This is a genomic window from uncultured Williamsia sp., from assembly GCF_947494875.1.
Classification (GTDB): domain Bacteria; phylum Actinomycetota; class Actinomycetes; order Mycobacteriales; family Mycobacteriaceae; genus Williamsia_A.
In genome coordinates this window covers 120,066-145,432 of sequence record NZ_CANLWM010000009.1, presented here as the reverse complement: position 1 = coordinate 145,432, position 25,367 = coordinate 120,066, and the positions used below count along the sequence as shown (strand labels likewise).

The window sequence follows — 25,367 nt, the reverse complement described above, 5'->3', positions numbered from 1 at the left end:
CAGGTTCGGACTCGGGCGGAGACCCGGCCTCACCGCGCGGGTCACGACCGCCTGCCGTCGCGAAAGGGTGTCGCGGATGTCCATCACCGGCGACCACGGCCATGTCCCCGTCATGGCGCAGCGGATGCTCGATCTGGTCACGCCGTCGCTCACACGCGTCGCACCGGACGGTCACGACGCGATCTTCGTCGACGGGACGCTCGGCGCCGGCGGACACAGCGAACTCGTCCTGCAGGCCTTCCCGGCCGTCCGCGTGGTCGCCCTCGACCGCGACAGTGCCGCCATCGCCGGGGCACGGGACCGTCTGGCCCCCTTCGCCGACCGTCTGACCATCGCCCACGCCCGGTACGACGCCGTCGACGAGGTCCTCGCCGACGCCGGGATCGACGCGGTCGACGCCGCTCTCTACGACCTCGGTGTCTCGTCGATGCAGCTCGACCAGGCCGACCGGGGGTTCGCCTACTCGGTCGACGCCCCGCTGGACATGCGGATGGACACGTCGCACGGCCCGACGGCTGCCGATGTCCTGAACACCTACGAGCACGGCGATCTCGCGCGCGTGCTCTCGACGTACGGCGAGGAGAGGTTCGCGGGGAAGATCGCGTCGGCGGTGCTGCGCGAGCGGGCCGTCGAACCCTTCACCACGAGCGCCCGACTCGTCGAACTGCTGTACCGCGTCATCCCCGCGGCGACCCGACGCACCGGGGGACACCCGGCCAAGCGGACCTTCCAGGCCCTGCGCATCGAGGTCAACGGCGAACTCGACTCGCTGCAGGCCGCGATCCCGCGTGCTCTCGACGCCCTCGCTGTCGGAGGTCGCCTCGTGGTCATGAGCTACCAGTCACTCGAGGACCGGATCGTCAAGCGCGAGTTCGCCCGTCGCACCACGTCGTCGACGCCGCCGGGACTCCCGTTCGACCTGCCCGGCACCGCGCCCACGTTCGTCGCCGTGACCCGCGGTGCCGAGCGAGCCGACGAGGACGAACTGGACCGCAACCCACGGTCTGCGCCCGTGCGCCTGCGCGCCGTCGAACGCACGGCACCCGCGTGACCGACACCCGGACCCCTTCCCGCCCCGCACCATCGACCGCCCGCACCCCGAGGGAGACCCGCCGATGACCGGTGACGCCCACGACGACGGCCTCCTGCGTGACCCCGCAGGGGCCACCACTGTCCTCGACGCCGACGACCGTCCCACGCAGACCGACGGTCGACGGGACCGCACCGCCTCGACGCGGACCCGGGGGACCCGGTCGCCGGCCGCGCAACGCGCGCTCGACCGACGTCGCCGACGGACCGTCCAGCGGTCGACCGCCGAGCTGACCGGCGCGCGCGACCGCTCGCGCGGCTGGTGGTCACGGATGATCGCCTCGCCGGCGGATGCCCTGCGGCGCATGCCCTTCGCGGTCCTCGTCGTGGCGATCCTCGCGGTGGGACTCGCGCTCACGCTGTGGTTGTCGACCACTGCCGCCGAGGACTCCTACGGGTTGTCCGCCGCCCGGGAACAGAACTCGACCCTGAGCGCCCAGCGCGACGCGTTGAACAAGTCCTACGAACTCGCCAACAGTGCACCGGAACTCGCGAAGAAGGCGGCCGAGCAGGGACTCATCCCGTCGAAGGACGTGGCCCGCATGGTCGTCGGTACCGACAACCGGATCCGGATCGTCGGTGACCCGACGCCCGCGTCGGGCGCGCCGGCACCCGCCCTGAACGACGGCACCCCGCGCACCGTTGCGCCGCAACCGGGTTCGTCGACCGACGGGAACACCGCCGCGGCGCCGGCGTCGGGCGCCGTGGCCGGGGCGACCGACCCCGCCCTCGCGCCTGCGCCGAACGTGTTGCCCGGCAGTGGGACCGCGGTCGCACCCGCAGCAGCGCCGAACACGGCGACGAACAGCACGCCCTCGTCGAACGCCACCGCCGCACCGTCCTCGGCCACTCCTCCCGCCTCGGGTACCCCGCAGGCGAGGTCGGGGTCGACGGACTCGTCCGTTCCCCGATGACGGATCGGCGCCACGCCGGGCGCGGTACGCCACGCAGCGCGTTCCGCGGAGCAGACTCGGCCCATGTTCCGGATCCCGACCGTTCCGCACGCCGCGGCCGCACCGGCGACATGAGCACCACGCGCACCCGCCGCCCACCGTCCGGAGCGCGCAAGGCCACGTCGGGCGCACGCAACCGCGACGACGCCCCGCCGCGCGCCGGCCGTCCCCACTCGGGGAGCATCCGCGGTGACGGACGGGTCAGCGCCGGTGCGCGGACACGTGTCGGCGTCCCGCAGTTCGTCACCCGCACACGGCTCGGCGCGCTCGTCCTCGGTCTCGCCGTCGTGCTGGTCGCCGGGAAGCTGGTGTCGCTGCAGGTCTTCGAGTCGTCGTCGCTGTCGGCGCAGGCGGCGAACCAGCGCGCGGTGACGGAGGTGCTCGCGGCCAAGCGCGGCCCCATCGTCGACCGCAACGGCAAGCCCATCGCCTACACCGAGGAGGCGCGTGCCCTCACGTTCCAGCCGGTGAAGGAACGCGCGGCCATGGACGCCGCGCACGCCAAGGACTCGGCCGCGCCCGACGCGTCGACACGCATCCGGCAGATCGCGGACGGGATTTACACCGCCCTCGGCGGGGCGGTCACCCGCGAGTCGCTCATGTCGGAGCTGACGAGCAATCAGCCCTTCGTCTACCTCGCACGCTCCGTGGGCATGGCGGTGGCCACGAAGATCACCGACGACTTCCCGGAGGTCGGCGCCGAGCGCCAGGACATCCGGCTCTACCCGGGCGGGTCGCTCGCCGCCAACATCGTCGGCGACGTCGACTTCGACGGCAACGGCCTCATCGGCCTCGAGTCGTCGATGGACTCGACGCTCCACGGCACGGACGGGTCGAAGACTTACGACCGCGGCAGCGACGGTGCGGTGATCCCCGGCAGCACCCGCAACGTGCACCCCGCGGTGGACGGGAGCCGTGTCGAGCTCACCATCGACTCCGACGTGCAGTGGTTCGTCCAGGCGCAGGTGCAGAAGGCCAAGCAGCTCTCCGGCGCGAAGAACGCCTCCGCGGTCGTGCTCGACGCGCACACCGGCGAGGTCCTCGCGATGGCCAACGACGGCACCTTCGACGCGTCGAAGCCGCTGGGGCAGCAGCAGGACGCCCAGTTGGGCAACCTGCCGGTGACGTCGCCCTTCGAACCCGGCTCGGTGAACAAGATCGTCACCGCGTCCGCGGCCATCGAGTACGGCCTGACGACCCCGACCCAGGTGCTTCAGGTGCCGGGCAGCATCCAGATGGCCGGCGTCACCGTCCACGACGCGTGGGTGCACGGCGTCGCGCCGTACACGACGACCGGCATCTTCGGGAAGTCGTCGAACGTCGGCACCCTGATGCTCGCGCAGAAGGTCGGCGAGGACCGCTACGCGGCCCTGCTGCAGAAGTTCGGACTCGGTCAGCGCACCCAGGTCGGGCTGCCCGGCGAGAGCGCCGGTGAGGTACCCGCCCGCAGCCAGTGGTCGGGTGGCACGTTCGCGAACCTGCCCATCGGGCAGGGCCTGTCGATGACGCTGCTGCAGATGACGAGCATGTACCAGGCCATCGCGAACGACGGCGTCCGAGTGCCGCCGCGCATCGTGCGGGCAACCGGATCCGACGACCCGCAGGCGCCGCCGGCCGGCGTGCGCGTCGTGAGCCCGCAGACCGCGCAGACGGTGCGGGACATGTTCCGCGCGATCGTGCAGAAGGACCCGATGGGCGAGCAGCAGGGCACCGGCTCGAAGGGTGCGGTGCCGGGCTACCAGGTCAGCGCGAAGACGGGCACCGCCCAGCAGGTCGATCCCGACTGCGGCTGCTACTCGAACTCCAGCTACAACATCACCTTCGCCGGGATCACGCCCGCGGACGACCCGCGTTTCGTCGTCGGCATCATGCTCGACAACCCGTCACGAAGCAGCGACGGCAGCGGCGGCCAGTCCGCGGCACCGCTGTTCGAGACGATCGCGTCGTGGATGCTGCAGCGCGAGCACGTGCCGATGTCGGCGCGGCCGGCGCCCGAGATGATCCTGCAGGCGACCTGACGGGTGACTCGCGTCGGCCCGCGTAGGCTGACGTGCTCGGGAGAGCCCGCACCCGGTGCGGGACGGTGTGGTCGACAGGAGTGGTGATCGGGTGAGCGAGGGGACATCGCGATCGGTGCTGCGACCACGCTCGGTCACCCCGGTCGCCGTCGAGGCGATCGCGACGGCCGTGTCCGCCCGCCTCGACCTCCTCGGCGAGGCCACGACGTCGAGCACGGTCACCGGCGCCACCCTGCGTGCTCAGGACGTCACCCCGGGTGACCTGTTCGCGGCGCTGCCCGGGGCACGGGTGCACGGCGCACAGTTCGCCGTCGACGCGATCGACGCCGGTGCGTCGGCCGTCCTCACCGACAGCGCCGGCGCATCGGTGCTCAAGACCTCGGTGCCGCCGGGGACACCCGTCGCCGTCCTGGTGCACCCCGATCCGCGCAGCGTCCTGGGTGCGGTGAGCGCCCGGGTGTACGGGGACCCGTCGCGACGACTGCGGCTGATCGGCATCACCGGCACCTCGGGCAAGACCACGTCGAGCTACATGCTCGAGTCTGCGCTGATGGCGGCCGGACACCGGGTCGGGCTCATCGGCACCGTCGAGACCCGGATCGCCGGTGAGCGGCAACCCAGTTCGCTGACCACGCCCGAGGCCCCGTCGCTGCAGGCGATGCTCGCCGCGATGGTGGAGCAGGGCGTCGACACCGTGGTCATGGAGGTGTCCAGCCACGCGTTGGCGTTGGGACGTGTCCGCGGAGCGCATTTCGCGATCGGCGCGTTCACCAACCTGTCGCAGGACCACCTCGACTTCCACCCGACGATGCTCGACTACTTCGAGGCGAAGTCGCGTCTGTTCGTGCCCGTGCCGTCCGAGCACTCCGTGCCGGGGGCGTCGGAACACGCTGCGCGCGCGGTGATCTGCGTCGATGACGAGTGGGGCGAACGCCTCGCGGCCATGGTCGGTCGTGGCGCGGTGACCACGTCGACCCGCCACAGCGCCGCGGCCTGGTTCGCCGGGCCGTCCCGCCTGCGCGACGACGGGTCGCAGACGGTGACCGTGCGCGCGCCGATGGGGGAGAACCACACCCTGTCCGTGCCGTTGCCGGGTCGCTACAACGTCGCCAACGCGCTCACCGCGCTCGCCGTCGCCGACGCCGCAGGGGTGTCGGTGCCCGACGCCGCCCGCGGGATCGCCGAGGTCCGCGTGCCCGGGCGTGTCGAACTCGTCGACCGCGGCCAGGACTTCCTGGCCGTCGTCGACTACGCGCACAAGCCCGCCGCCCTCGACGCGGTCATCGCGACCCTGCGCGGGCAGGCGACGGGCCGCCTGGCGGTGGTCGTCGGTGCCGGTGGCAACCGCGACATGGGCAAGCGACCGCTCATGGGTGCGGCCGCCGCGCGAGGTGCGTATCTCGTGGTCGTCACCGACGACAACCCTCGCGACGAGGACCCGGCCCTGATCCGCGCCGCGGTCCGCGCCGGGGCAGAGGGCGTCGACGCCGACGAGCGACCCGTGGGTGCGCAGGACGTCGTCGAGATCGGGGACCGCGCCGCGGCGATCGCCCATGCCGTGCGGTGGGCGCGGACCGGGGACGTCGTGCTCGTCGCGGGCAAGGGCCACGAGACCGGTCAGGAGGTGGCGGGGGTGAAGACGCCGTTCGACGACCGGACCGTCGTCGCCGAGGCCATCGACGCGCGAGCGGCAGAGCTCGATCCACAGGAGGACGACACATGAGCGCCGAGGACACCGCCGTCTGGGTGATCGACCGGACGGGCGTACCCGCCGGGCCCGACGACGTCTCCGACGGGCTCGCCGACCTCGTCCGCACCGCGCGTGCGCGTGTCGTCCCGGACGGACCCGCCCGGACGTGGGCGGTGCTGGGCGAGCTCGACGTGGCGGAGTCCGACGACGCCACCGGATCCGACCGGGCCGTCGCCCACGATCGCGTCGGACGCCGCGCGGTGCGCCTCGCCGTCGACACCACGGTGTCGGTGGGCGAGTCGCGGTGGGTGCGGGCGCTGCACCAGGGCGCGGTCATGGAGGGTTCCTGGGGCGACGAGGCGCGCCTGGTGGCCGACGCCGACGAGGCCTGGCGGACCCTGGACGACGAACTCACCGCCGGTGACGTGGTGCTGGTGGCCGGGGGTGGGGCCGAGTTGTCGCGCCTCGCGCGGACATTGTTGGATGACCAACGGTGCACGGCGCGGCCGTGACGCCTCGTGGTGGGCTCCGATCCGCACCCGCGAGGTGCCTGGCGACGATGGGGACGACGTAGGTGACGCAGATCCTGGTGGCCGGTGCGGTCGCACTCGCGGTGTCGATCCTGCTGACCCCGGTCCTGATCAAGGTCTTCTCGAGGCAGGGCTTCGGCCAGGAGATCCGCGTCGAGGGACCGCAGAGCCACCAGACCAAGCGCGGCACCCCGTCCATGGGTGGTGTCGCGATCATCGCGGCCCTCTGGGCCGGTTACTGGGCCGCACACCTCACCGGACTGATCAACGGCGGTCAGGGCCCCAGCGCGTCGGGCATGCTCGTCCTCGCACTCGCGACCGTCCTCGGCGGCGTCGGCTTCCTCGACGACTTCATCAAGATCCGCAAGCAGCGCAACCTGGGCCTGAACAAGACCGCGAAATCGGTGGGCCAGCTCATCGCGGCACTGCTCTTCGGCGTGCTGGCGCTGCAGTTCCGCAACGGCAACGGCGACGCACCCGCCTCGGTGAAGCTGTCGTATGTCCGCGACATCAACGCCGTCACCCTCGGCTCGGTCGCGTTCGTCATCTTCTGCTGGCTCGTCGTCGCCGCCTGGTCGAACGCCGTGAACTTCACCGACGGGCTCGACGGGCTCGCCGCCGGATCCATGGCGATGGTCCTGGGTTCCTACGTGCTCGTGACGTTCTGGCAGTACCGCAACGCCTGCTCGGGTGGGCCGAAGCTCGGCGCCGACGTCAGTTCCGGCTGCTATGACGTCCGCGACCCCCTCGACCTCGCGCTGATCGCGGTGGCCGGGGGCGGCGCCTGCCTGGGGTTCCTGTGGTGGAACGCCGCGCCGGCGAAGATCTTCATGGGGGACACCGGCTCGCTGGCGCTGGGCGGCATGCTCGCGGGCCTGTCGATCACGACACGCACCGAGCTGCTGGCCGTCGTGCTCGGCGCGCTGTTCGTCGCCGAGATCGTCTCCGTGGTCATGCAGATCGCGTTCTTTCGCACCACCGGCCGGCGGGTGTTCCGGATGGCGCCGTTCCACCACCACTTCGAGCTCGGTGGTTGGGCCGAGACGACCGTGATCATCCGGTTCTGGCTGCTGACCGCCATCGCCTGCGCCCTCGGACTGTCCCTGTTCTACAGCGAGTTCCTCACCACCAACGGTGGCTGACGTGCGGCACGCGGCTCTGCTCACCGACATCGCCGCCCTGCATGTGGTCGTCGCGGGCGCCGGGACGGCGGGCGCGTCGGCGGCACGGTTCCTGTCCGATCGCGGCGCACGGGTCGCCGTCGCCGACGACCGCGCCGGTGCCGCCCTCCCCGGCCTGGAGGTGGTCCCCACGTCGGCCGTGGTCCGCGACGGCGCACTCGCCGACGACGTCGACCTGCTCATCGTGTCGCCCGGGTTCCGGCCGGAGTCGGCCGTCGTCACCGCGGCACGCGCGTCCGGGGTGCCGGTGTGGGGTGAGGTGGAACTCGCCTGGCACGTGGACACCTCCGGGCTGCTCGGCCCGGCGCGGACCTGGATCGTCGTGACCGGTACCAACGGCAAGACGACCACCACCTCGATGGTCGAGGCGATCGTCGAGCGCTCGCCCCGCACCGTCGCCGCCTGCGGGAACATCGGCCTGCCCGTGCTCGACGCGCTCGTCGCCGAGCCACGGGTCGACGTGCTCGCCGCCGAACTGTCGTCGTTCCAGCTGTTCTGGGCGCCGTCGGTGATCCCGACGGCCGGCGTGGTGCTCAACATCGCCGAGGACCACCTCGACTGGCACGGGTCGATGGACGCCTACGTCGCCGCCAAGGCCGGCGCCCTGCGGGGTCCGCTCGCCGTGGTCGGCGGCGACGACCCGGTCGCCGGGTCGATGTCGGGGGCGGCGCCCGACGCGCGCACCGTCCGCACCCGCCTGGGTCCCCCCGCCGACGGGGAGGTGGGTGTTCTCGACGGCCACATCGTCGACCGCGCCTTCGGTCCCGACCGTGCCCCGCGGCGGGTCGTCGGCGTCGACGGGCTGCGTCCCCCCGGCCCGCCCGGCATGGCCGACGCGACCGCGGCCGCCGCGCTGTGTCTCGGGATCGGGATCGACCCCGACACGGTCGCCGCCGGATTGTCGGGGTTCATCCCGGGCCGTCATCGCGGCGAGATCGTCGCCCGGTGGGGTGACGTCGCCGCCGTCGACGACTCCAAGGCCACCAACCCGCACGCCGCCCAGGCCTCGATCGCCGCGCGGCGACGGGTGGTCCTGGTCGGCGGCGGTCAGCTGAAGGGCGCGGCGGTCGACGACCTGATCGTCGCGGTCGCCGATCGCGTCGCCGGTGCGGTGCTGCTCGGGGTCGACCGGGAAGTGATCGCCGGCGCGATCGCGCGACACGCCCCTGCAATCCCAACAGTCACACTGTTCACAGGAGACGATGGCCGGGTGAACGCCATGCCGGTCGTCTCGGGAGCCGACGACACTGCCGTCGACCGCGCCGAGAGGGCCGCCGTCGCGGCGTCCGCACTCCCGGCCGACGAGTCCCGGACCCCCGCCGAGCAGGTGATGGACGCGGCCGTCGTCGCCGCCCACTCCCTGGTCGGATCGGCACCCGAATCCGTCGACGCCGTCCTGCTGGCACCCGCGGCCGCATCTCTCGACATGTTCCCCGGGTACGGGGCGCGCGGCGACGCCTTCGCCGCCGCCGCGATCGCCGCCGGTGCCACCCCGGAGGCCCGCGCATGACCGCGACCCCCGCGTCGGGCCGCACCTCGCGGGTCGCCGGCTGGTGGGAGATCCCGCGCGGCATCGTCGACCCGATCCTGCGACGGCCACTCGCCTCGTTCCACCTGATCGTGACGCTCGCGGTGATCCTCACCGTGTTCGGTCTGATCATGGTGCTGTCGGCCTCGTCGGTGGAGGGCTACTCCCGCGACGGGTCCGCGTACGGACTCTTCGCCACCCAGGTCGTCTTCGCGATCCTCGGCTCGATCCTCTTCTACGTCGCGCTGCGCGTGCCCGTCCGCCACATCCGGCGGCTCGCCGCGCCGATGATCGTCGTCACCACCGTGATGCTCGCGCTGGTCCTCATCCCCGGCGTCGGCACGCTGAGCAACGGCGCGCGGCGCTGGTTCGTCGTCGCCGGCTTCTCCGTCCAGCCCTCGGAGCTGGTGAAGCTGGCCCTCTGCGTGTGGGGTGCCCACCTGCTCTCATCGCGGCTGCGGGAGCAGGCGTCGCTCAAGGAACTCCTGGTGCCGCTGGTGCCGGTCGCGTTCCTCGTCTGCACCCTGATCATCCTGGAGCCCAACCTCTCCACCACGATCACCATCGCGATCATCGTCGGCACCCTGCTGTGGTTCGCGGGCCTGCACATCCGGGTGTTCGTCATGTTCGTCGTCACCGGCGCCGCGCTCGCGGTCGTTCTCGCCCTCGTCGAGGGCTACCGCTCGCAGCGTGTGCAGAGCTTCCTGGGCAACATCGACGACCCGCAGGGCGCCGGCTACCAGGCCCGCCAGGCCCGCTACGCACTCGCCAACGGTGGACTCTTCGGCCAGGGCCTCGGCCAGAGTCGCGCGAAGTGGAACTACCTTCCCAACGCGCACAACGACTTCATCTTCGCGATCATCGGCGAGGAACTCGGCCTGCTCGGCGGACTCACCGTCATCGCGTTGTTCGTCCTGCTGGCGTTCGTCGGTCTGCGCATCGCGCTGCGCGCGGTGGACCCGTTCCTGCGGATGATGACCGCCGCGATCACGGTGCTCATCAGCGTGCAGGCGCTGATCAACATCGGCTACGTCATCGGGCTGCTGCCGGTCACCGGTATCCAGCTGCCGCTGCTGTCCGCAGGCGGCACGTCCACGTTCACCGTCCTCGTCATGCTGGGGTTGCTGGCCAACGCCGCCCGTCATGAGCCCGAGGCCGTGGCCGCACTCGCCGCGACCGGCGACGGTCGGATCGGTCGTTTCCTGCGTCTGCCGCAGCCCGAGAGCTATGTCCCGCCGCGCGTGCAGCAGTGGCGTGCCCGTCGCGCCGAGTCCGGGCCGGCGGCCCGTCCGGCGCGACGTGCCGACCAGCGCGCCCCGCGCGGCGACGGTCGCCGGAACCCGCCGCCCGGCGACCGCGGGCAGGCCCGGCGCCGCGGTCCCGCAGCGTATTTCGGTTTCGGACAGCAGGCACCCATGCCGGAACGGCGGCGTCGTCCCGCCCCGGCTCCGACCTACGACGACCCCGGATGGCGGTCGTCGCGACCGGTGCCGGTGCCGCGAGCCCGTGTCCGCTCGTCGGTCGGCTCCGACCGGTGGCCCGGACCGCCGGGGAGCCGGTGGTGACCGCGGACGGTCCGCTGTCGGTCGTGGTCGCCGGTGGTGGGACCGCAGGCCACATCGAACCCGCGCTGGCCGTGGCCGACGCCGTCCGGCGGCTGGCGCCGGACGCCCGGATCACCGCCCTCGGCACCGCTCGTGGACTCGAGACCACGATCGTCCCCGAACGCGGCTACACCCTGGAGCTGATCCCGCCGGTCCCGCTGCCGCGCAAGCTCTCCCGTGATCTCGTCGCCGTGCCCGCCCGCCTGCGCAGGTCGGTGCGCGCCACGCGGCGTGTCCTCGACGCAGTCGACGCCGACGTCGTCATCGGGTTCGGCGGGTACGTCGCGCTGCCCGCCTACATCGCCGCGCGCGAGAAGATCTCCCGACGGTCGCGCATCCCCGTCGTCGTCCACGAGGCGAACGCGAGCGCCGGGATCGCCAACCGCGTGGGCGCCCGACTGGCCGATCGGGTGCTCGCGGCGGTCGACGGCTCCGGGCTGGACGCCGAGGTGGTCGGCATCCCGGTCCGCGGGTCGCTCACCACCCTCGACCGCGCCTCGATGCGCGCGCAGGCACGGCACTACTTCGGTCTGGATCCCGACGCACCCACTCTCCTCGTCTTCGGCGGGTCCCAGGGCGCGCGGACGATCAACGAGGCGGTGGCGTCGTCGTCGGAGGCGTTGGGCCGGGCGGGTGTCGGAGTGCTGCACGCGCACGGGCCCAAGAACACGGTGTCCCCGACGTCACCGGCCGGCGCCCCGCCGTACGTCGCCGTCGGCTACCTCAAGCGGATGGACCTCGCCTACGCCGCAGCCGATCTCGTGCTCTGCCGGTCGGGTGCGATGACGGTCGCGGAGATCTCCGCGACCGGGCTGCCCGCGATCTACGTCCCGCTGCCCCACGGCAACGGGGAGCAACGACTCAACGCGCTGCCCGTCGTACAGGCCGGGGGAGGACTGCTCGTCGACGACGCGGACCTCACCACCGACCGGGTGTTCACCCAGGTCGTCGACCTCCTCACCGACCCGACACGCCTCGCCGAGATGTCCCGCGCCGCAGCCGGTGTCGGCCACCGGGACGCCGCCGCGGTGGTGGCCCGGGCCGGTCTGGAGGCGGCGCGCGCCCACCGGGGCCGACGATGAGCACCGGTGGCGCCCCGCTGCCCGAACAGTTGCGACGCGTCCACATGGTCGGCATCGGGGGAGCGGGGATGTCGGGACTGGCCCGCATCCTGCTCGCCCGCGGCGCGCAGATCTCCGGGTCCGACGCGAAGGACGGTCGCGGCGTTATGGCGCTGCGCGCCCGCGGTGCCGTCATCCGTGTCGGGCACGACCCGTCGGCGCTCGACCTCCTCGACGGCGGACCGACCGTCGTGGTCACCACCCACGCGGCGATCCCGAAGACGAACCCGGAACTGGTGGAGGCCCATCGGCGTGGCATCCCCGTCATCCTGCGTCCGCAGGTGCTGGCCGACCTCATGGCGCCGTACCGGACCACGCTCATCGCGGGCACCCACGGCAAGACGTCGACCACCTCGATGACCGTCGTCGCGTTGCAGCACTGCGGACTCGACCCGTCGTTCGCCGTCGGCGGCGAACTCAACGAGTCGGGGACCAACGCCCACCACGGCTCCGGCGAGGTGTTCGTGGCCGAGGCCGACGAGAGCGACGGGTCACTGCTGGCCTACCGGCCCGACGTGATCGTCGTGACCAACGTCGAGGCCGACCACCTCGACCACTTCGGCACCGTCGACGCCTACGTCGCGGTGTTCGACGCCTTCGTCGACCGGCTCGCCGCGGGCGGCGTGCTGGTGGTGTGCCTCGACGACGAGGGGTCGGTCGCGCTGGCGCAGCGGACCGCGGGACGCCTGCTCGACCGCGGCGTCCGGGTGATCGGGTACGGGCGCGGACTCCACGCCGACCGTGTCCCGGCCGTCGATCACGCTGTGCGGCTGTCGGACTGGCGTGCGCACGGATCGGGTGGTCGGGGGCATGTCGTCATCGACCTCTCCGACACCGACCCGGCCACCGAGCACAATGTGACCGTCGGTGTCCCCGGCATCCACATGACGCTCAACGCACTCGGCGCGATCGCGGCGGCGGTGTGCTCGGGCGCACCCGTCGACGGCGCCGTCGCGGGGATCGAGTCGTTCACCGGTGTGCACCGACGGTTCCAGCTGCGCGGCCGCGTCGGCACCACCACGGTCTACGACGACTACGCGCACCACCCCACGGAGGTCGCCGCCGTGGTGACCGCGGCCCGGGAACTGGCCGCCGAGACGACCGGCGGCCGTGTGGTCGCCGTCTTCCAGCCGCATCTGTACTCGCGCACAGCAGCGTTCGCCGACGAGTTCGCCGCGGCACTCGACGGCGCAGACGAGGTCGTCGTCCTCGACGTCTACGGCGCCCGCGAGGAACCGCTCGACGGCGTCACCGGGCGCACGATCGCCGACCGGGTCCGCACCTCGACCACGTACGTCGCCGATCTCTCCGAGGTCGCCGGGACCGTGGCCGATCTCGCACGGGCCGGCGACGTCGTGCTCACCCTCGGTGCCGGCGACATCACCATGCAGGGCCCCGAGATCGTCGCCGCGCTGGAGCAGCGCGACCGCCGCACCGCGGACCACCCGGACCAGGGAGACCACCGATGACCGCATCGCTCACCGACGACCGCGACCTCGACGGCGAGGACGCACGGGACGATCGTCGCCCGGTCGACCGTCGGGACCGACGCGGTCGACGACCGGTCGGCGGCGTCAAGCGGCTCATCTGGACGATCGTCGTGATCCTCGTGGTCATCGGTGCCGCGCTCGCGTCGTACCTCACCCCGATCATGTCGGTGCGTTCGATCGACGTGTCGGGCACACAGGTCCTCGATCCCGCGCAGATCGTCGCGACCTCCCAGATCCGCATGGGCACACCGCTTCTGCAGGTCGACACGACCCCGGCCGCACAGCGGATCGCCGCCATCCCACGGGTGAAGTCCGTGCGGGTGCAGCGCTCGTACCCGTCGGGCATCGACGTCAGCGTCGTGGAGCGGGTCGCCGTCGCCTTCGTCGCCCGCGGCGGCCAGTGGCATCTCGTCGACGTCGACGGGGTCGACTTCGCCCAGCAGAAGGCCCTGCCGCGGCTGCCACGCCTCACCGACGACCGTTCCACCGACACCGCCGCCGACCGGGCGGCGCTGTCGGTGGTCGCCGGACTGCCCTCCGACCTGCGTGCCCGCGTGACCGAGGTCGGCGCCGACGGGATCGCCGGGGTGCACCTCACGGTGGCCGGCGGCAAGAAGGTCATCTGGGGTGACGACGAGGACGGCGCAGCAAAGGCCCGCACCCTCGGCTACCTCCTCACCCAGGACGGCACCGAGTACAACGTGTCGGCGCCACTCTTCCCGACCTTCCGCTGATCGGCGTCTGCTGTCGCGCACGTCCGTAAGACGTGACGCCGGATCGGCACGACGCGATGCGAGCGCGAGTCAGTGCAGTACCGAATCAGCTTGTGCACAGGCCACTTTCGTACAGGGTTGTCGGACCCCTCATGTACGCATGTACTCATGAAGGGCACGGACATCGTCGACGCGCGAGACGCGTTGCGTGAGGTGATGGCTGTGCTCGCTGAGATTCCCGCCGCCGGTGATGAGGTCGAGGCGGTTGATCGGATTTCCCTGTTGGAGTCGATCAAAGCGGCCTGTGCCGCGGGGCAGGCGGCGGACACTCTGCGGTTGCAGGAGCTACGGTCCGCTGCGGAGGCCGAGCGTGGCGTGCCAGTCGAGCGACGGTGCCGGGGGTTGTCGGCGGAGGTGGCGTTGGCGCGGCGGGTCTCCGGGAACGCCGGTGGCCGGTATCTGGGGTTCGCCCGCGCTTTGGGCGAGATGCCCAACACCTTCGCTCGTCTGCGCGACGGCAGCCTTTCGGAGTGGCGGGCGACGATTCTGGTCCGCGAGACCGGCTACCTGCAGCTGGAAGACCGGCGTGTGATCGACCACGCGTTGTGTTCCGATGCCGCGACGCTCGACGGGGTCGGTGACCGGGCGCTGGAGGCGCTGGCGAAGCAGATCGCCTACCAGCGCGACCCGCACGCGGTGGTGGACCGCAACGCATCCGCGCCGAAGGATCGTCGTGTGTCGATGCGACCCAAACCGGATGCGATGGTGCAGCTCTCGGCGCTACTGCCGATGAAGGCGGGGATCGCCGCGTACGCCGCGCTCAAGCAGCACGCGGACGGGCTCGTCGGCGAGGGTGACCGCAGCCACGCGCAGATCATGGCCGACACCGTTGTCGAACGGCTCACCGGCAAAGCCCGCGCGGAGGATGTCGCCGTCTCCGTCGACGTGGTCCTCAGCGCGGATGTCCTCGTCGGTGACTCGAGCGCCGCGGCGGAGGTACCCGGCTACGGGCCGATCCCGGCCGACACGGCACGGGACCTGATCACCGATGCCCTCGACGCCGATGCCCTCGTGACACTCCGCCGTCTGTTCGCGGCGCCGGACTCCGGTGCGCTCGTCGCGATGGAGTCGAAGGCCCGGATCTTCCCGTCCGGGCTGCGACGTTTCATCACCCGACGGGATGTGTCATGTCGGTTCCCGTACTGCGACGCCCCGATCGCCGAGATCGACCACGCCAATCCGCACCACGACGGCGGACCGACGGACGCCCTGAACGGGCTGGGGGAGTGTCGGACGCACAACCGGCAGAAAGAGAGCCCCGGTTGGGCGGTCACCCCAGCGATCGACGACGACGGCACCCACGAAGCTCTGATCCGCACACCGACCGGACACGAACACCGCTCCCGCGCGCCGGCGCACGGATCCGCGACCGCGGCGTGACCGGTCACCGGCGTCGGTGACCTGATCGGTCGCGGCCGCTGGGGGATCTGCGCCGAACACGCGCGACACGCGGCGCGCCTCCTGGCCCACACCGGGTCTCGTGCCTAGCGTTTCCCCCATCACGTCGCTACTTGACATAACTCTGAACCTGTGGTTGAGGTTGAGACTTTTGTCGGGGCGGGGTGGAGACGTACTCCCGGCGGGCATCCACCGGGGGGCATGACCCGAGGAGAAGGCGAGTCTCATGACGCCACCGCACAACTACCTGGCCGTCATCAAGGTCGTCGGCATCGGCGGTGGCGGCGTGAACGCCGTCAACCGCATGATCGAACAGGGCCTGAAGGGCGTCGAGTTCATCGCCATCAACACCGACGCCCAGGCGCTGTTGATGAGCGACGCCGACGTCAAGCTCGACGTCGGTCGTGACTCGACGCGTGGACTCGGCGCCGGCGCCGACCCCGAGGTGGGTCGTCGGGCGGCCGAGGACGCCAAGGACGAGATCGAGGAACTGCTCAAGGGCGCGGACATGGTCTTCGTCACCGCAGGTGAGGGCGGTGGCACCGGTACCGGGGGCGCGCCGGTGGTGGCAAGCATCGCGCGCAAGATGGGTGCGCTCACCGTCGGTGTCGTGACGCGTCCGTTCTCGTTCGAGGGCAAGCGCCGTGGGGGACAGGCGGATTCCGGCATCGCGTCACTGCGTGAGTCCTGCGACACCCTCATCGTGATCCCCAACGACCGTCTGCTGCAGCTCGGTGACGCCGCGGTGTCGCTCATGGACGCGTTCCGCAGTGCCGACGAGGTGCTGCTCAACGGTGTCCAGGGCATCACCGACCTCATCACCACCCCGGGCCTGATCAACGTCGACTTCGCCGACGTCAAGGGCGTCATGAAGGACGCGGGCAGCGCGCTCATGGGCATCGGCTCGGCGCGCGGCGACGACCGGGCGAAGAAGGCGGCGGAGTCGGCCATCAACTCGCCGCTGCTCGAGGCGTCGATGGACGGTGCCCGGGGTGTGCTGATGTCGATCGCCGGTGGCAGCGACCTGGGTCTGTTCGAGATCCACAACGCCGCCACGCTGGTGCAGGAGGCGGCGCACGAGGACGCGAACATCATCTTCGGCACGGTCATCGACGACAACCTCGGCGACGAGGTGCGCGTCACCGTGATCGCAGCCGGGTTCGACGGCGGCACCCCGCAGCGCAAGCGTCCCGCCACCGCCGCGGCCGGCCGGTCGGCCGTCGAGGCGGCCACCGCGGGCACGGTCGGCGGCTCGGCCCCGGCGTCGGAGGCGATCTTCTCCTCGAACGAGCCGTCGCGTCGTGAGTCCTTCACCGAGGCACCGGCGCCGCGGCGCAACGCGGTCCAGCTCGACGACGACGATGACGTCGACGTGCCGCCGTTCATGAAGCGCTGAGCGCGGTGGCCGGTCCCGGGCGCGTGCGCCGGGTCACCACCACCCGCGCGGGTGGGGTGTCGGTCGCGCCGTACGACTCCTTCAACCTCGGCGACCACGTCGGCGACGACCCCGCCGCCGTCGCCGCCAACCGTGCCCGGCTGGCCGAGCGGATCGGCGTCGCCGACGACCACCTCGTCTGGATGGAACAGATCCACGGCCGGTCGGTGGCCGTCGTGGACGGGCCGCGGACCGATGCCGTCCCCGCCACGGATGCACTCGTGACCGCGACACCGGGGCTGGCGTTGGCCGTGCTCACCGCCGATTGCGTGCCCGTCCTGCTGTCCGACGACGAGGCCGGCGTCATCGCGGCCGTCCACGCCGGACGAGTGGGTGCGCGGATCGGCATCGTGCCGCGGGTCCTCGACGCCATGATCGGGATGGGCGCCGAGATCGGGCGGATCGGTGCGTTCCTCGGCCCGGCCGCGAGCGGAGCGCGGTACGAGGTGCCGGCCGAGATGCAGCGCGACGTCGAACAGCACCTCCCGGGCAGCGCGACTCGCACCCGGCAGGGCACCTGCGGGCTCGACCTGCGCGCCGGACTCGCCCGACAGATGCTGTCGGCGGGTGTCGCCGCGGTCGCGAGCGACCCGCGGTGCACCATCTCCGACCCGACCCTGTTCAGCCATCGCCGCGGCGCACCGACCGGACGCCTGGCGTCGGTGATCTGGATCGATCCCGACGGAGCCCCGGAGTGAGCGAGCCCGAGACCGTCGACGGCGCGTCACCCGAGCGCGTCGCCGCACTCACCGAGAACCTGGCCGCCGCGCGGCAGCGACTCGGGGACGCGGCCCGCGACGCCGGTCGCGACCCCGCCGAGGTCGAGTTGCTGGTGGTGACCAAGTTCCATCCGGCCTCCGACGTCGTCGCGTTGGTCGAGTTGGGTTGCCGGTCGTTCGGGGAGAGCCGGGAACCCGAGGCGGGTCGCAAGGCCGCAGCGGTCCGCGCGGCCGTCGACGAGCCGATCCGCGTCGACATGATCGGGACGGTGCAGCGCCGCAAGGCGACGTCGGTGGCGCGCTGGGCCGACCGCGTGCACTCACTCGACCGGGACGCCGTCGCCGACGCTCTGGCGCGCGGTGTCGAGACCGCCCGCGAGGACGGTGACCGCGACAGCCCGCTGGACGTGCTGGTGCAGATCAACCTCGACGGCGACCCGAACCGCGGCGGAGTCGTGCTCGACGACCTCGGGGCGCTGGCCGATCACGTCGCCGGACTCGACGGTCTGCGCCTGCGTGGATCGATGGTGATCGCGCCGCAGTCGCACACCCCGGCCCACTGGATGGAGCAGGCCGCGGCGGCGCACGCACGTCTGGTCGCCGCACATCCCGACGCGACCGAGTTCTCCGCGGGCATGTCGGGCGACCTCGAGGACGCCGTGCGACACGGATCGACATGCGTGCGTGTCGGTACCGCGATCCTCGGAGACCGGCCGTTACGCTCGCCGTAGCCAAATCACATGAGCACCATGCGGATCAGCGACACCAGTTTTCACACGGGACTCCCGGCACCTGCCGATGGCGAGGAAGGCACACGATGACCACCATGCAGCGGTTCAAGGCGTATTTCGGCATGGTCCCGCCCGGCGACTACGAGGACGATTACCTCGAGGACGGCCCGGCGCGCCGCGACGACCACTACGACGAGCGGTGGGCCCGCGAGGAGCGTCCGCGCGCCCGGGGCTACGAGCCCGACGCCGGCCGCGGCTACGACGCCTACGGCGAGGACCTCGAGTACGAGTACGACCGCGTCCCCGACTACACCTACGCGGGCGCCGTCCGCGGCCCGCTCGCGGGCGTGGAGCGGTCTGGCCTCGAGCGTTCGTCGATGGAACGACTGGGCCGCAGCGGTCGTCTCGAGCCGCTCGGCGCCCGGGGCGTCGCACGCGGCGGCGGTGCCCGCATGACGCGCGGCGCGCTCGCGATGGACTCCGTGGAGCGCGTGTTCGAGGAGGGCAGTCCGTTGGCCAAGATCACCACGCTGCGCCCCCGCGACTACAGCGAGGCACGCACGATCGGTGAGCGCTTCCGCGACGGCAACCCGGTGATCATGGACCTCGTCGAGATGAGCAACGAGGATGCCAAGCGCCTCGTCGATTTCGCCGCCGGCCTGGCCTTCGCGCTGCGCGGCGCGTTCGACAAGGTCGCCACCAAGGTGTTCCTGCTCTCGCCCGCCGATGTCGACGTGTCCGCCGAGGACCGCCGCAAGCTGGCCGAGACCGGCTTCTACAACCAGAGCTAGCAGCGGGTTCGGCGAGGAACGGGCGAATCAGGCAGAGTTGATCGCGTGACGGTTGCCCGTGAGGTCATCTACTACCTGCTCTTCCTCTTCTGGTTGCTGCTGCTCGGCCGGCTGGTGATCGAGCTGGTGCGATCCTTTGCCCGCGAGTGGCGGCCCACCGGCGCATCGGTGGTCGTGATCGAGGGCGTGTTCACCGCGACCGACCCGCCGATCAAGGCATTGCGCAAGGTCCTGCCGCCGATCCCGCTCGGTCCGGTCCGCCTGGACCTGTCGCTGATGATCACGATGATCGTGGTGTTGGTCGCCATGGCACTGGTGTCGCCGGGACCCTGAACCGACTCGTCTGCGCCGGAATCACCGCCCGCTCCTGTGCCGTCCGCGCACGGGTCGTTACTGTGACCGCAGGGTGAACTCGTTGTGCGTTGGCACAGGAGGCTCGCTCGTCCGTGCTGACGGACGCGAATCCCGACAATGTGGGCGTCGTGTCAGGAAGGTGCGACGAACGGTTCTCGTGTGACAGGATGGGACGCCAGTTACTCTGATGCGAGGCGTCACGCGCCATCGCGCCAGGTGACCGGTCCCGAGCAGCCCGCACCGAGACCACGACACGGCACACGATGATTGATGTTGAAGGGGACCGACAATGCGGCTCACACCGGCTGATGTGCACAACGTCGCGTTCAGCAAACCGCCGATCGGCAAGCGCGGCTACAACGAGGACGAGGTCGACCAGTTCCTGGACTTCGTCGAGGCCGAGCTCGCCCGGCTGCTCGAGGAGAACTCGGAGCTGAAGGAGCGCGTGAGCGAACTCGAGGGTGACCTCGAGCAGGCCCGCTCCGGTGCGGCGTCGCAGCAGCCCGCCCGCACCGAGGAGCCCGCGCCGGCACCGACCCAGGCGTTCGCGGCCGCGGCCCCCGCTGCTCCGGCTGCTCCCGCGGCGCAGGAGACCTCCGCGAGCACGGAAGAGGCGCACGTGCGCGCCGCCAAGGTCCTCGGCCTCGCCCAGGACACGGCGGACCGACTGACCGCCAACGCGCGCACCGAGTCGGAGAGCCTGCTCGCCGACGCGCGGAGTCGCGCCGACACCATGGTCTCGGAAGCCCGTCAGAAGTCCGAGACGATGCTCGCCGACGCCCGCCAGCGGTCGGAGGCGATCCTCGCCGACTCGCAGACCCGCGCCGAGGCGACCACACGCACCGCGCAGGAGAAGGCCGACGCCCTCCAGGCGGACGCCGAGCGCAAGCACACCGAGATCATGGGCACCATCAACCAGCAGCGTTCGGTGCTGGAGGGTCGGATCGAGCAGCTCAAGACCTTCGAGCGCGAGTACCGGACCCGACTGAAGACGTACCTGGAGTCGCAGCTCGAGGAACTGCAGCAGCGGGGGAGCGCGGCACCGGTCGACAACTCCCGTGGCGGCGACGCCTTCTCGTCGGATCCCGGCAACGGTGGTTTCACCAACTCGGGCGGCTTCGCCAACCCGTCGAACTGAGACCGCCGGCGTCCGCGTGGGACGCCAGGGGTGACTGAAAGGGTCCATCCGTGCTCGTGTCGGCTCTCGGGGCGACGCTGGTCGGGTTCGCCCTGCTCGTCCTCGCCCTGGCGACGGGCACGCTGTGGCTCGCGATCGCGTGCATCGCCATCTGCGTCGCCGGGGCCGTGCTCCTCCTCGCCGACACCCTCGGTCTCCGGCCGTCGTTGCCCCGGCGATCACGGACCCCGGAACCCGGCGGTGAGGGGAGTCCGTCGACGCCCGCGGACGACGACGCTCCCACCGAGCAGTTCGAGCGCATCACCGAGGGCACCGTCGTCACCCTCGGCGACGACGAACCCGAGTCCGCACCCGACGCCGCACAGCGTCACGTCGAGCCTGCGGCAGCACCGTCGCGGCACGGCCGACACGAACGGCCCGACCTCGACGAGGAGGCCGTCGGGGACGAGGCGGTCGACGGCACGACCGCCGACGAAGCGCCCGCCGAGTCGACGCGACACGGGCGCCACGGCACATCCGAGTGACCTCATGCGAAACCGATTGGTGAGGCGTGCCGCGGCTGACCTAGACTGGCGTCGCATCGATCCGGCCATCACCGGGGAGCATCCGGAAGAACCGGGCGGTGTCCACCCGACACCGAGCCCGCAGTAGACCCGGACGGGAGCGGCCCGAGACAGCCGCCGTCCGCACCGCCTCGGCGGCGCGGGACCGAGAGGCACCGGGACACCGGTGCAAGCGGGGTGGTACCGCGGCGAGATCCTCGTCGTCCCCGTGTCCGAGCCGGCCGCACCCGCGGCCCGTCCGCACACGAGGGAGAGATTGTGTCCACCGCGCCGGAGCACACCGACCACGAGTCCGCCGAGAACGGCACCGCCGCACGCGTCTACCCGATCGTCGATGTCGTCGGCACCGGCTCACGCGCACCGGTCTTCCCCGACCTGGAGCGAGCGGTCCTCGACCACTGGGCCGCCGACGACACCTTCCGCGACTCGATCGAGCAGCGCGACGGCGCCGAGGAGTTCGTCTTCTACGACGGGCCACCCTTCGCCAACGGCCTCCCGCACTACGGTCACCTCCTCACCGGGTACGTCAAGGACCTCATCCCGCGCTACCAGACGATGCTCGGGCGCAAGGTGGAGCGTCGTTTCGGCTGGGACACCCACGGCCTGCCCGCCGAACTCGAGGCCGAGCGGCAGCTCGGGATCACCGACAAGTCCGAGATCGAGACGATGGGCGTCTCGACGTTCAACGAGTTCTGCCGGGAGTCGGTGCTGCGGTACACCGGCGAGTGGCGCGACTACGTCACCCGCCAGGCCCGCTGGGTCGACTTCGACAACGACTACAAGACCCTCGACATCGACTTCATGGAGTCGGTGATGTGGGCGTTCTCCCGCCTGCACGAGAAGGGCCTGATCTACCAGGGCTACCGCGTGCTGCCGTACTCCTGGTACGAGCAGACCCCGCTGAGCAACCAGGAGAGCAAGCTCGACGACGCCTACCGCATGCGTCAGGACCCGGCGGTCACCGTGCGGATGCCGCTGACCGGCGGCGTCCCCGACAGCCTCGTCGGCGTCAACGCGCTCATCTGGACCACGACGCCGTGGACGCTGCCGTCCAACCTGGCGATCGCGGTGAACCCCGGCGTGGAGTACAGCCACGTCCGCGGGGAGGACGACCAGGAGTACCTGCTGGCCACCGCGCGCCTCGGGCACTACGCGCGCGAGCTCGGGGACAGTCCCGAGGTCCTCGGTACCCACGTCGGACGGGACCTCGCCGACGCCGCCTACACGCCGCCGTTCGACTTCTTCGTCGGCCACCCGAACGCCCACCGCACGTTGTTGGGCGACTACGTCACCACCGACAGCGGCACCGGGATCGTTCACCTCGCACCGGCATTCGGTGAGGAGGACATGGAGCTCGCCACCGCCAACGGCATCGAGGTGGTGCAACCGCTCGACCCGGGCGGCCGCTTCACGTCCCTGGTCCCGCCGTACGAGGGCCAGATGGTCTTCGACGCGAACCCGGTCATCATCGCCGACCTCAAGACCGCGGGCCGGATCCTGCGACACGAGACGATCGAGCACAGCTACCCGCACTCGTGGCGGTCGGGCAAGCCGTTGATCTACATGGCGGTGCCGTCGTGGTTCGTCGCGATCCAGCCGATCAAGGAGCGGATGCTCGAGCTGAACCAGGAGATCACCTGGTCGCCCGCGCACATCCGGGACGGCCAGTTCGGCAAGTGGCTCGAGGGCGCCAAGGACTGGAACATCAGCCGGAACCGATTCTGGGGTGCGCCGATCCCCGTCTGGGTCTCCGACGACCCCGAGCACCCGCGGGTCGACGTCTACGGCTCGCTCGACGAGCTCGAGCGGGACTTCGGTGTGCGCCCGACGAACCTGCACCGGCCCCACATCGACGAGCTCACCCGACCCAACCCCGACGATCCGACGGGGCACTCCACCATGCGTCGGGTCCCCGAGGTCCTCGACTGCTGGTTCGAGTCGGGCTCGATGCCGTTCGCGCAGGTGCACTACCCGTTCGAGAACGCCGACTGGTTCGACGGCGATGCCGAGAAGGGTGTTCCGGCAAGGAATCCCGGTGACTTCATCGTCGAGTACAACGGGCAGACACGAGGCTGGTTCTACAACCTGCACGTGCTGGCCACCGCACTCTTCGACCGGCCGGCGTTCCGCACCGCGGCCGCGCACGGCATCGTGCTCGGCGACGACGGCGCGAAGATGAGCAAGTCCAAGCGCAACTACCCCGACGTCAACGAGGTCTTCGACCGCGACGGCGCCGACGCGATGCGCTGGTTCCTCATGGCCTCGCCGATCCTGCGGGGCGGCAACCTGATCGTCACCGAACAGGGCATCCGCGAGGGTGTCCGCCAGGCGATGCTGCCGCTGTGGAACGCCTACAGCTTCCTGGCGCTCTACTCCGACCGCCCCGCGACGTGGCGGACCGACGCGACGGGCGTGCTCGACCGCTACATCCTCGCCAAGCTCGCCGCGACCCGCGACGAGATGACCGCAGCCCTCGACGTCTACGACATCGCGGGCGCCTGCGAGTTGTTCCGGGAGCTCTGCGAGTCGCTGACGAACTGGTACGTCCGTCGCTCGCGGCCCCGCTTCTGGGCGGGCCAGGGCGAGTCGGTCGACGGCGCGTCCGCCGACGACGCCTTCGACACCCTCTACACGGTGCTCGAGGTGGCCTGTCGGCTCGCCGCGCCGCTGCTGCCGATGGTCACCGAGGCCATGTGGCGGGGCCTGACCGGAGGGCGGTCGGTGCACCTGACGGACTGGCCGAGCGCCGACGACATCCCCGCCGACGCAGACCTGGTGTCGGCGATGGACGAGGTGCGCGGGGTGTGCTCGACGGCGTCGAGCCTGCGCAAGGCGAACAAGCTGCGGGTGCGACTCCCGTTGCCCGCCATCACCGTCGCCGGTCCGGCGGCGGGTCGTCTCGCCGATTTCACCGGACTGGTCGCCGACGAGATGAACGTCAAGGCAGTGCACCTCGCCGACGACGCCGAGGAGTTCGGTCGCGTCGAGGTGGTCGTGAACGCCCGCGCCGCGGGTCCGCGGCTGGGCAAGGACGTGCAGCGGGTCATCAAGGCCGTGAAGTCCGGCAACTGGGAGCTGCGGGAGGTCGACGGCGTCGAGACCGTCGTCGCCGACGGCATCGCCCTCGTCGACGGCGAGTTCACCCGCAAGCTCGTCGCGGTGGAACCCGCGTCGACAGCCGAGCTCCCCTCCGGCGGCGGGCTCGTCGTCCTCGACACCACGGTCACCGAGGACCTCGAGGCCGAGGGCTGGGCGAAGGACCGCGTCCGTGAGCTGCAGGATGCTCGCCGCTCGTCCGGGTTCGACGTGTCCGATCGCATCGCGGTGCGCCTCGGCGTGCCCGCGGAGCGGCAGGAGTGGGCGCAGCGTCACCGCGATCTCGTCGCGGGCGAGGTGCTCGCGGTGCGGCTCGACGTCGTCGCGCCCGAGGAGCTCGGTGACGGTGCCGTCGACCTCGGTGACGGGGTCCGCGCCGAACTGTCGCGGGTCTGATCAGGCCGTCGGGAAGGCGGCTCCGACGGCCGCGCGCAGCTGCAGGTCGAACAGGATGCCGGTGTCGGAGAAGGTGTCTCGGCCGTACTGGCCGAACACCTCGGAACCGATGGCGCCGACGATCACCGACCACAACGACAGCGCACGGACGAGCGCGGCGTCGTCCACGGTGATCGCGAACTCGTCACGGATGCGGTCGAAGTCGGCGCGGAGCCCGGCGGGTACGTCGTCGACGGGAGCGGGCGCGAGTTCGGCTGCGATGCGGACGGCGGTGGCCATGACGCGCGTCCCGGGACCGGTGGTCTGCTCCCCGGGCGCCTCGTACCCGGGCACCGGGGTGCCGTAGAGCAGGGCCCAGCGGGCGGGTTCGGCGAGTGCCCAGGTCCGCATCGCCGTGCCGAGCGCAACCATCCCGTCGCGTGCGTCGTCGACCTCTGCGACCGCGGCGTCGACGGCGTCGGCGAGCTCGGTGTACGCGTCGACGACGAGCAGGGTGAGCAACTCGTCGCGGCTGCGGACGTACCGGTAGACCGCGGACGAGACGACGCCCAGGTCCCGGGCGACCGCCCGCAGCGACAGGCCGCCGGGTCCGGACGCGACGAGATGGTCACGGCCGATCCGGAGGATGTCGCGCTCCATCTCGGCGCGGGCGTCGGCGCGGGTGGGACTCATGCAGACCATCCTCGCACATTGCGAGAGCGGTGCTCTTGCTTTTGGCGGCGGCGCGGTGCACACTCGATTTCAGAGAGCAGTGCTCTCGAACATCGAG

At 71.4% G+C, this 25,367-nt stretch carries 21 protein-coding genes; 20 read left to right on the top strand and 1 reads right to left on the bottom strand.

The genetic code is table 11. The annotated features are described in order from the left end of the window. Window positions 1-76: 76 nt before the first annotated feature. From rsmH to ileS, 20 genes are all read left to right on the top strand, one after another. Window positions 77-1,051 (top strand): 16S rRNA (cytosine(1402)-N(4))-methyltransferase RsmH, encoded by a 975-nt coding sequence (gene rsmH, locus Q1A98_RS20215; RefSeq protein WP_299576811.1) that lies wholly within the window; start codon window positions 77-79, stop codon window positions 1,049-1,051. Between the two features lie 64 nt (window positions 1,052-1,115). Next, entirely contained in the window at window positions 1,116-2,003 is an 888-nt protein-coding gene (locus Q1A98_RS20210) for a hypothetical protein (RefSeq protein ID WP_299576809.1), read from the top strand. A 110-nt stretch (window positions 2,004-2,113) separates the two neighbouring features. After that, complete coding sequence (locus Q1A98_RS20205) at window positions 2,114-4,060, top strand: penicillin-binding protein 2 (protein ID WP_299576807.1); 1,947 nt, start codon at window positions 2,114-2,116, stop codon at window positions 4,058-4,060. A 91-nt stretch (window positions 4,061-4,151) separates the two neighbouring features. Beyond that, the gene (locus Q1A98_RS20200) at window positions 4,152-5,783 is read left to right on the top strand and encodes a UDP-N-acetylmuramoyl-L-alanyl-D-glutamate--2,6-diaminopimelate ligase (RefSeq protein WP_299576805.1); all 1,632 of its coding nucleotides are present in this window, start codon (window positions 4,152-4,154) and stop codon (window positions 5,781-5,783) included. Continuing rightward, a complete protein-coding gene (locus Q1A98_RS20195) occupies window positions 5,780-6,262 on the top strand; it encodes a UDP-N-acetylmuramoyl-tripeptide--D-alanyl-D-alanine ligase (RefSeq protein WP_299576803.1) in 483 nt (160 codons plus the stop codon). The genes Q1A98_RS20200 and Q1A98_RS20195 overlap by 4 nt, the downstream gene beginning before the upstream one ends. A 62-nt stretch (window positions 6,263-6,324) precedes the next feature. After that, a complete protein-coding gene (mraY, locus tag Q1A98_RS20190; protein ID WP_299576802.1) occupies window positions 6,325-7,422 on the top strand; it encodes a phospho-N-acetylmuramoyl-pentapeptide-transferase in 1,098 nt (365 codons plus the stop codon). A 1-nt stretch (window position 7,423) separates the two neighbouring features. Then, on the top strand, window positions 7,424-8,971 hold the full coding sequence (gene murD, locus Q1A98_RS20185; protein WP_299576800.1) for a UDP-N-acetylmuramoyl-L-alanine--D-glutamate ligase: 1,548 nt from the start codon (window positions 7,424-7,426) through the stop codon (window positions 8,969-8,971). Next, the gene (gene ftsW / locus Q1A98_RS20180) at window positions 8,968-10,554 is read left to right on the top strand and encodes a putative lipid II flippase FtsW (RefSeq protein WP_299576798.1); all 1,587 of its coding nucleotides are present in this window, start codon (window positions 8,968-8,970) and stop codon (window positions 10,552-10,554) included. The genes murD and ftsW overlap by 4 nt, the downstream gene beginning before the upstream one ends. Then, on the top strand, window positions 10,551-11,675 hold the full coding sequence (murG, locus tag Q1A98_RS20175) for an undecaprenyldiphospho-muramoylpentapeptide beta-N-acetylglucosaminyltransferase (RefSeq protein ID WP_299576796.1): 1,125 nt from the start codon (window positions 10,551-10,553) through the stop codon (window positions 11,673-11,675). The genes ftsW and murG overlap by 4 nt, the downstream gene beginning before the upstream one ends. After that, window positions 11,672-13,183 carry a UDP-N-acetylmuramate--L-alanine ligase gene (gene murC / locus Q1A98_RS20170; RefSeq protein ID WP_299576794.1) on the top strand — a complete coding sequence of 504 codons (1,512 nt, stop codon included), beginning with the start codon at window positions 11,672-11,674 and terminating at the stop codon, window positions 13,181-13,183. Before murG ends, murC begins: the two co-directional genes overlap by 4 nt. After that, complete coding sequence (locus Q1A98_RS20165) at window positions 13,180-13,938, top strand: FtsQ-type POTRA domain-containing protein (protein ID WP_299576792.1); 759 nt, start codon at window positions 13,180-13,182, stop codon at window positions 13,936-13,938. The genes murC and Q1A98_RS20165 overlap by 4 nt, the downstream gene beginning before the upstream one ends. Window positions 13,939-14,085: 147 nt before the next feature. Continuing rightward, the gene (locus tag Q1A98_RS20160; RefSeq protein WP_299576790.1) at window positions 14,086-15,357 is read left to right on the top strand and encodes an HNH endonuclease signature motif containing protein; all 1,272 of its coding nucleotides are present in this window, start codon (window positions 14,086-14,088) and stop codon (window positions 15,355-15,357) included. A gap of 244 nt (window positions 15,358-15,601) precedes the next feature. Continuing rightward, window positions 15,602-16,771: a cell division protein FtsZ gene (ftsZ, locus tag Q1A98_RS20155; RefSeq protein ID WP_299576788.1), complete on the top strand. Its 1,170-nt coding sequence runs from the start codon at window positions 15,602-15,604 to the stop codon at window positions 16,769-16,771. After that, entirely contained in the window at window positions 16,768-17,508 is a 741-nt protein-coding gene (gene pgeF / locus Q1A98_RS20150; protein WP_299577059.1) for a peptidoglycan editing factor PgeF, read from the top strand. Before ftsZ ends, pgeF begins: the two co-directional genes overlap by 4 nt. Continuing rightward, window positions 17,505-18,260, top strand: coding sequence for a YggS family pyridoxal phosphate-dependent enzyme (locus tag Q1A98_RS20145; RefSeq protein ID WP_299576786.1), 756 nt, complete (start codon window positions 17,505-17,507; stop codon window positions 18,258-18,260). Before pgeF ends, Q1A98_RS20145 begins: the two co-directional genes overlap by 4 nt. Window positions 18,261-18,346: 86 nt before the next feature. Beyond that, window positions 18,347-19,051: a cell division protein SepF gene (sepF, locus tag Q1A98_RS20140; protein ID WP_299576784.1), complete on the top strand. Its 705-nt coding sequence runs from the start codon at window positions 18,347-18,349 to the stop codon at window positions 19,049-19,051. Window positions 19,052-19,096: 45 nt separating this feature from the next. Further along, window positions 19,097-19,384, top strand: coding sequence for a YggT family protein (locus Q1A98_RS20135; protein WP_299576782.1), 288 nt, complete (start codon window positions 19,097-19,099; stop codon window positions 19,382-19,384). A 310-nt stretch (window positions 19,385-19,694) separates the two neighbouring features. Beyond that, entirely contained in the window at window positions 19,695-20,543 is an 849-nt protein-coding gene (locus Q1A98_RS20130) for a DivIVA domain-containing protein (protein ID WP_299576780.1), read from the top strand. A gap of 50 nt (window positions 20,544-20,593) precedes the next feature. Continuing rightward, the gene (locus Q1A98_RS20125; RefSeq protein ID WP_299576778.1) at window positions 20,594-21,067 is read left to right on the top strand and encodes a hypothetical protein; all 474 of its coding nucleotides are present in this window, start codon (window positions 20,594-20,596) and stop codon (window positions 21,065-21,067) included. Window positions 21,068-21,364: 297 nt separating this feature from the next. After that, window positions 21,365-24,598, top strand: coding sequence for an isoleucine--tRNA ligase (gene ileS, locus Q1A98_RS20120; protein WP_299576776.1), 3,234 nt, complete (start codon window positions 21,365-21,367; stop codon window positions 24,596-24,598). Here the strand turns inward: ileS and Q1A98_RS20115 are convergent, their stop codons facing one another. Then, window positions 24,599-25,270, bottom strand: a complete 672-nt coding sequence (locus tag Q1A98_RS20115; RefSeq protein WP_299576774.1) for a WHG domain-containing protein — start codon at window positions 25,268-25,270, stop codon at window positions 24,599-24,601. Window positions 25,271-25,367: the final 97 nt, after the last annotated feature.

Bases quoted from the DNA above. Each gene is read 5' to 3' on its own strand.
- rsmH (WP_299576811.1), top strand. From the start codon at position 77: ATGTCCATCACCGGCGACCACGGCCATGTCCCCGTCATGGCGCAGCGG.
- Q1A98_RS20210 (WP_299576809.1), top strand. From the start codon at position 1,116: ATGACCGGTGACGCCCACGACGACGGCCTCCTGCGTGACCCCGCAGGG.
- Q1A98_RS20205 (WP_299576807.1), top strand. From the start codon at position 2,114: ATGAGCACCACGCGCACCCGCCGCCCACCGTCCGGAGCGCGCAAGGCC.
- Q1A98_RS20195 (WP_299576803.1), top strand. From the start codon at position 5,780: ATGAGCGCCGAGGACACCGCCGTCTGGGTGATCGACCGGACGGGCGTA.
- ftsW (WP_299576798.1), top strand. From the start codon at position 8,968: ATGACCGCGACCCCCGCGTCGGGCCGCACCTCGCGGGTCGCCGGCTGG.
- murC (WP_299576794.1), top strand. From the start codon at position 11,672: ATGAGCACCGGTGGCGCCCCGCTGCCCGAACAGTTGCGACGCGTCCAC.
- Q1A98_RS20165 (WP_299576792.1), top strand. From the start codon at position 13,180: ATGACCGCATCGCTCACCGACGACCGCGACCTCGACGGCGAGGACGCA.
- Q1A98_RS20160 (WP_299576790.1), top strand. From the start codon at position 14,086: ATGAAGGGCACGGACATCGTCGACGCGCGAGACGCGTTGCGTGAGGTG.
- ftsZ (WP_299576788.1), top strand. From the start codon at position 15,602: ATGACGCCACCGCACAACTACCTGGCCGTCATCAAGGTCGTCGGCATC.
- sepF (WP_299576784.1), top strand. From the start codon at position 18,347: ATGACCACCATGCAGCGGTTCAAGGCGTATTTCGGCATGGTCCCGCCC.
- Q1A98_RS20130 (WP_299576780.1), top strand. From the start codon at position 19,695: ATGCGGCTCACACCGGCTGATGTGCACAACGTCGCGTTCAGCAAACCG.
- Q1A98_RS20115 (WP_299576774.1), bottom strand. From the start codon at position 25,270: ATGAGTCCCACCCGCGCCGACGCCCGCGCCGAGATGGAGCGCGACATC.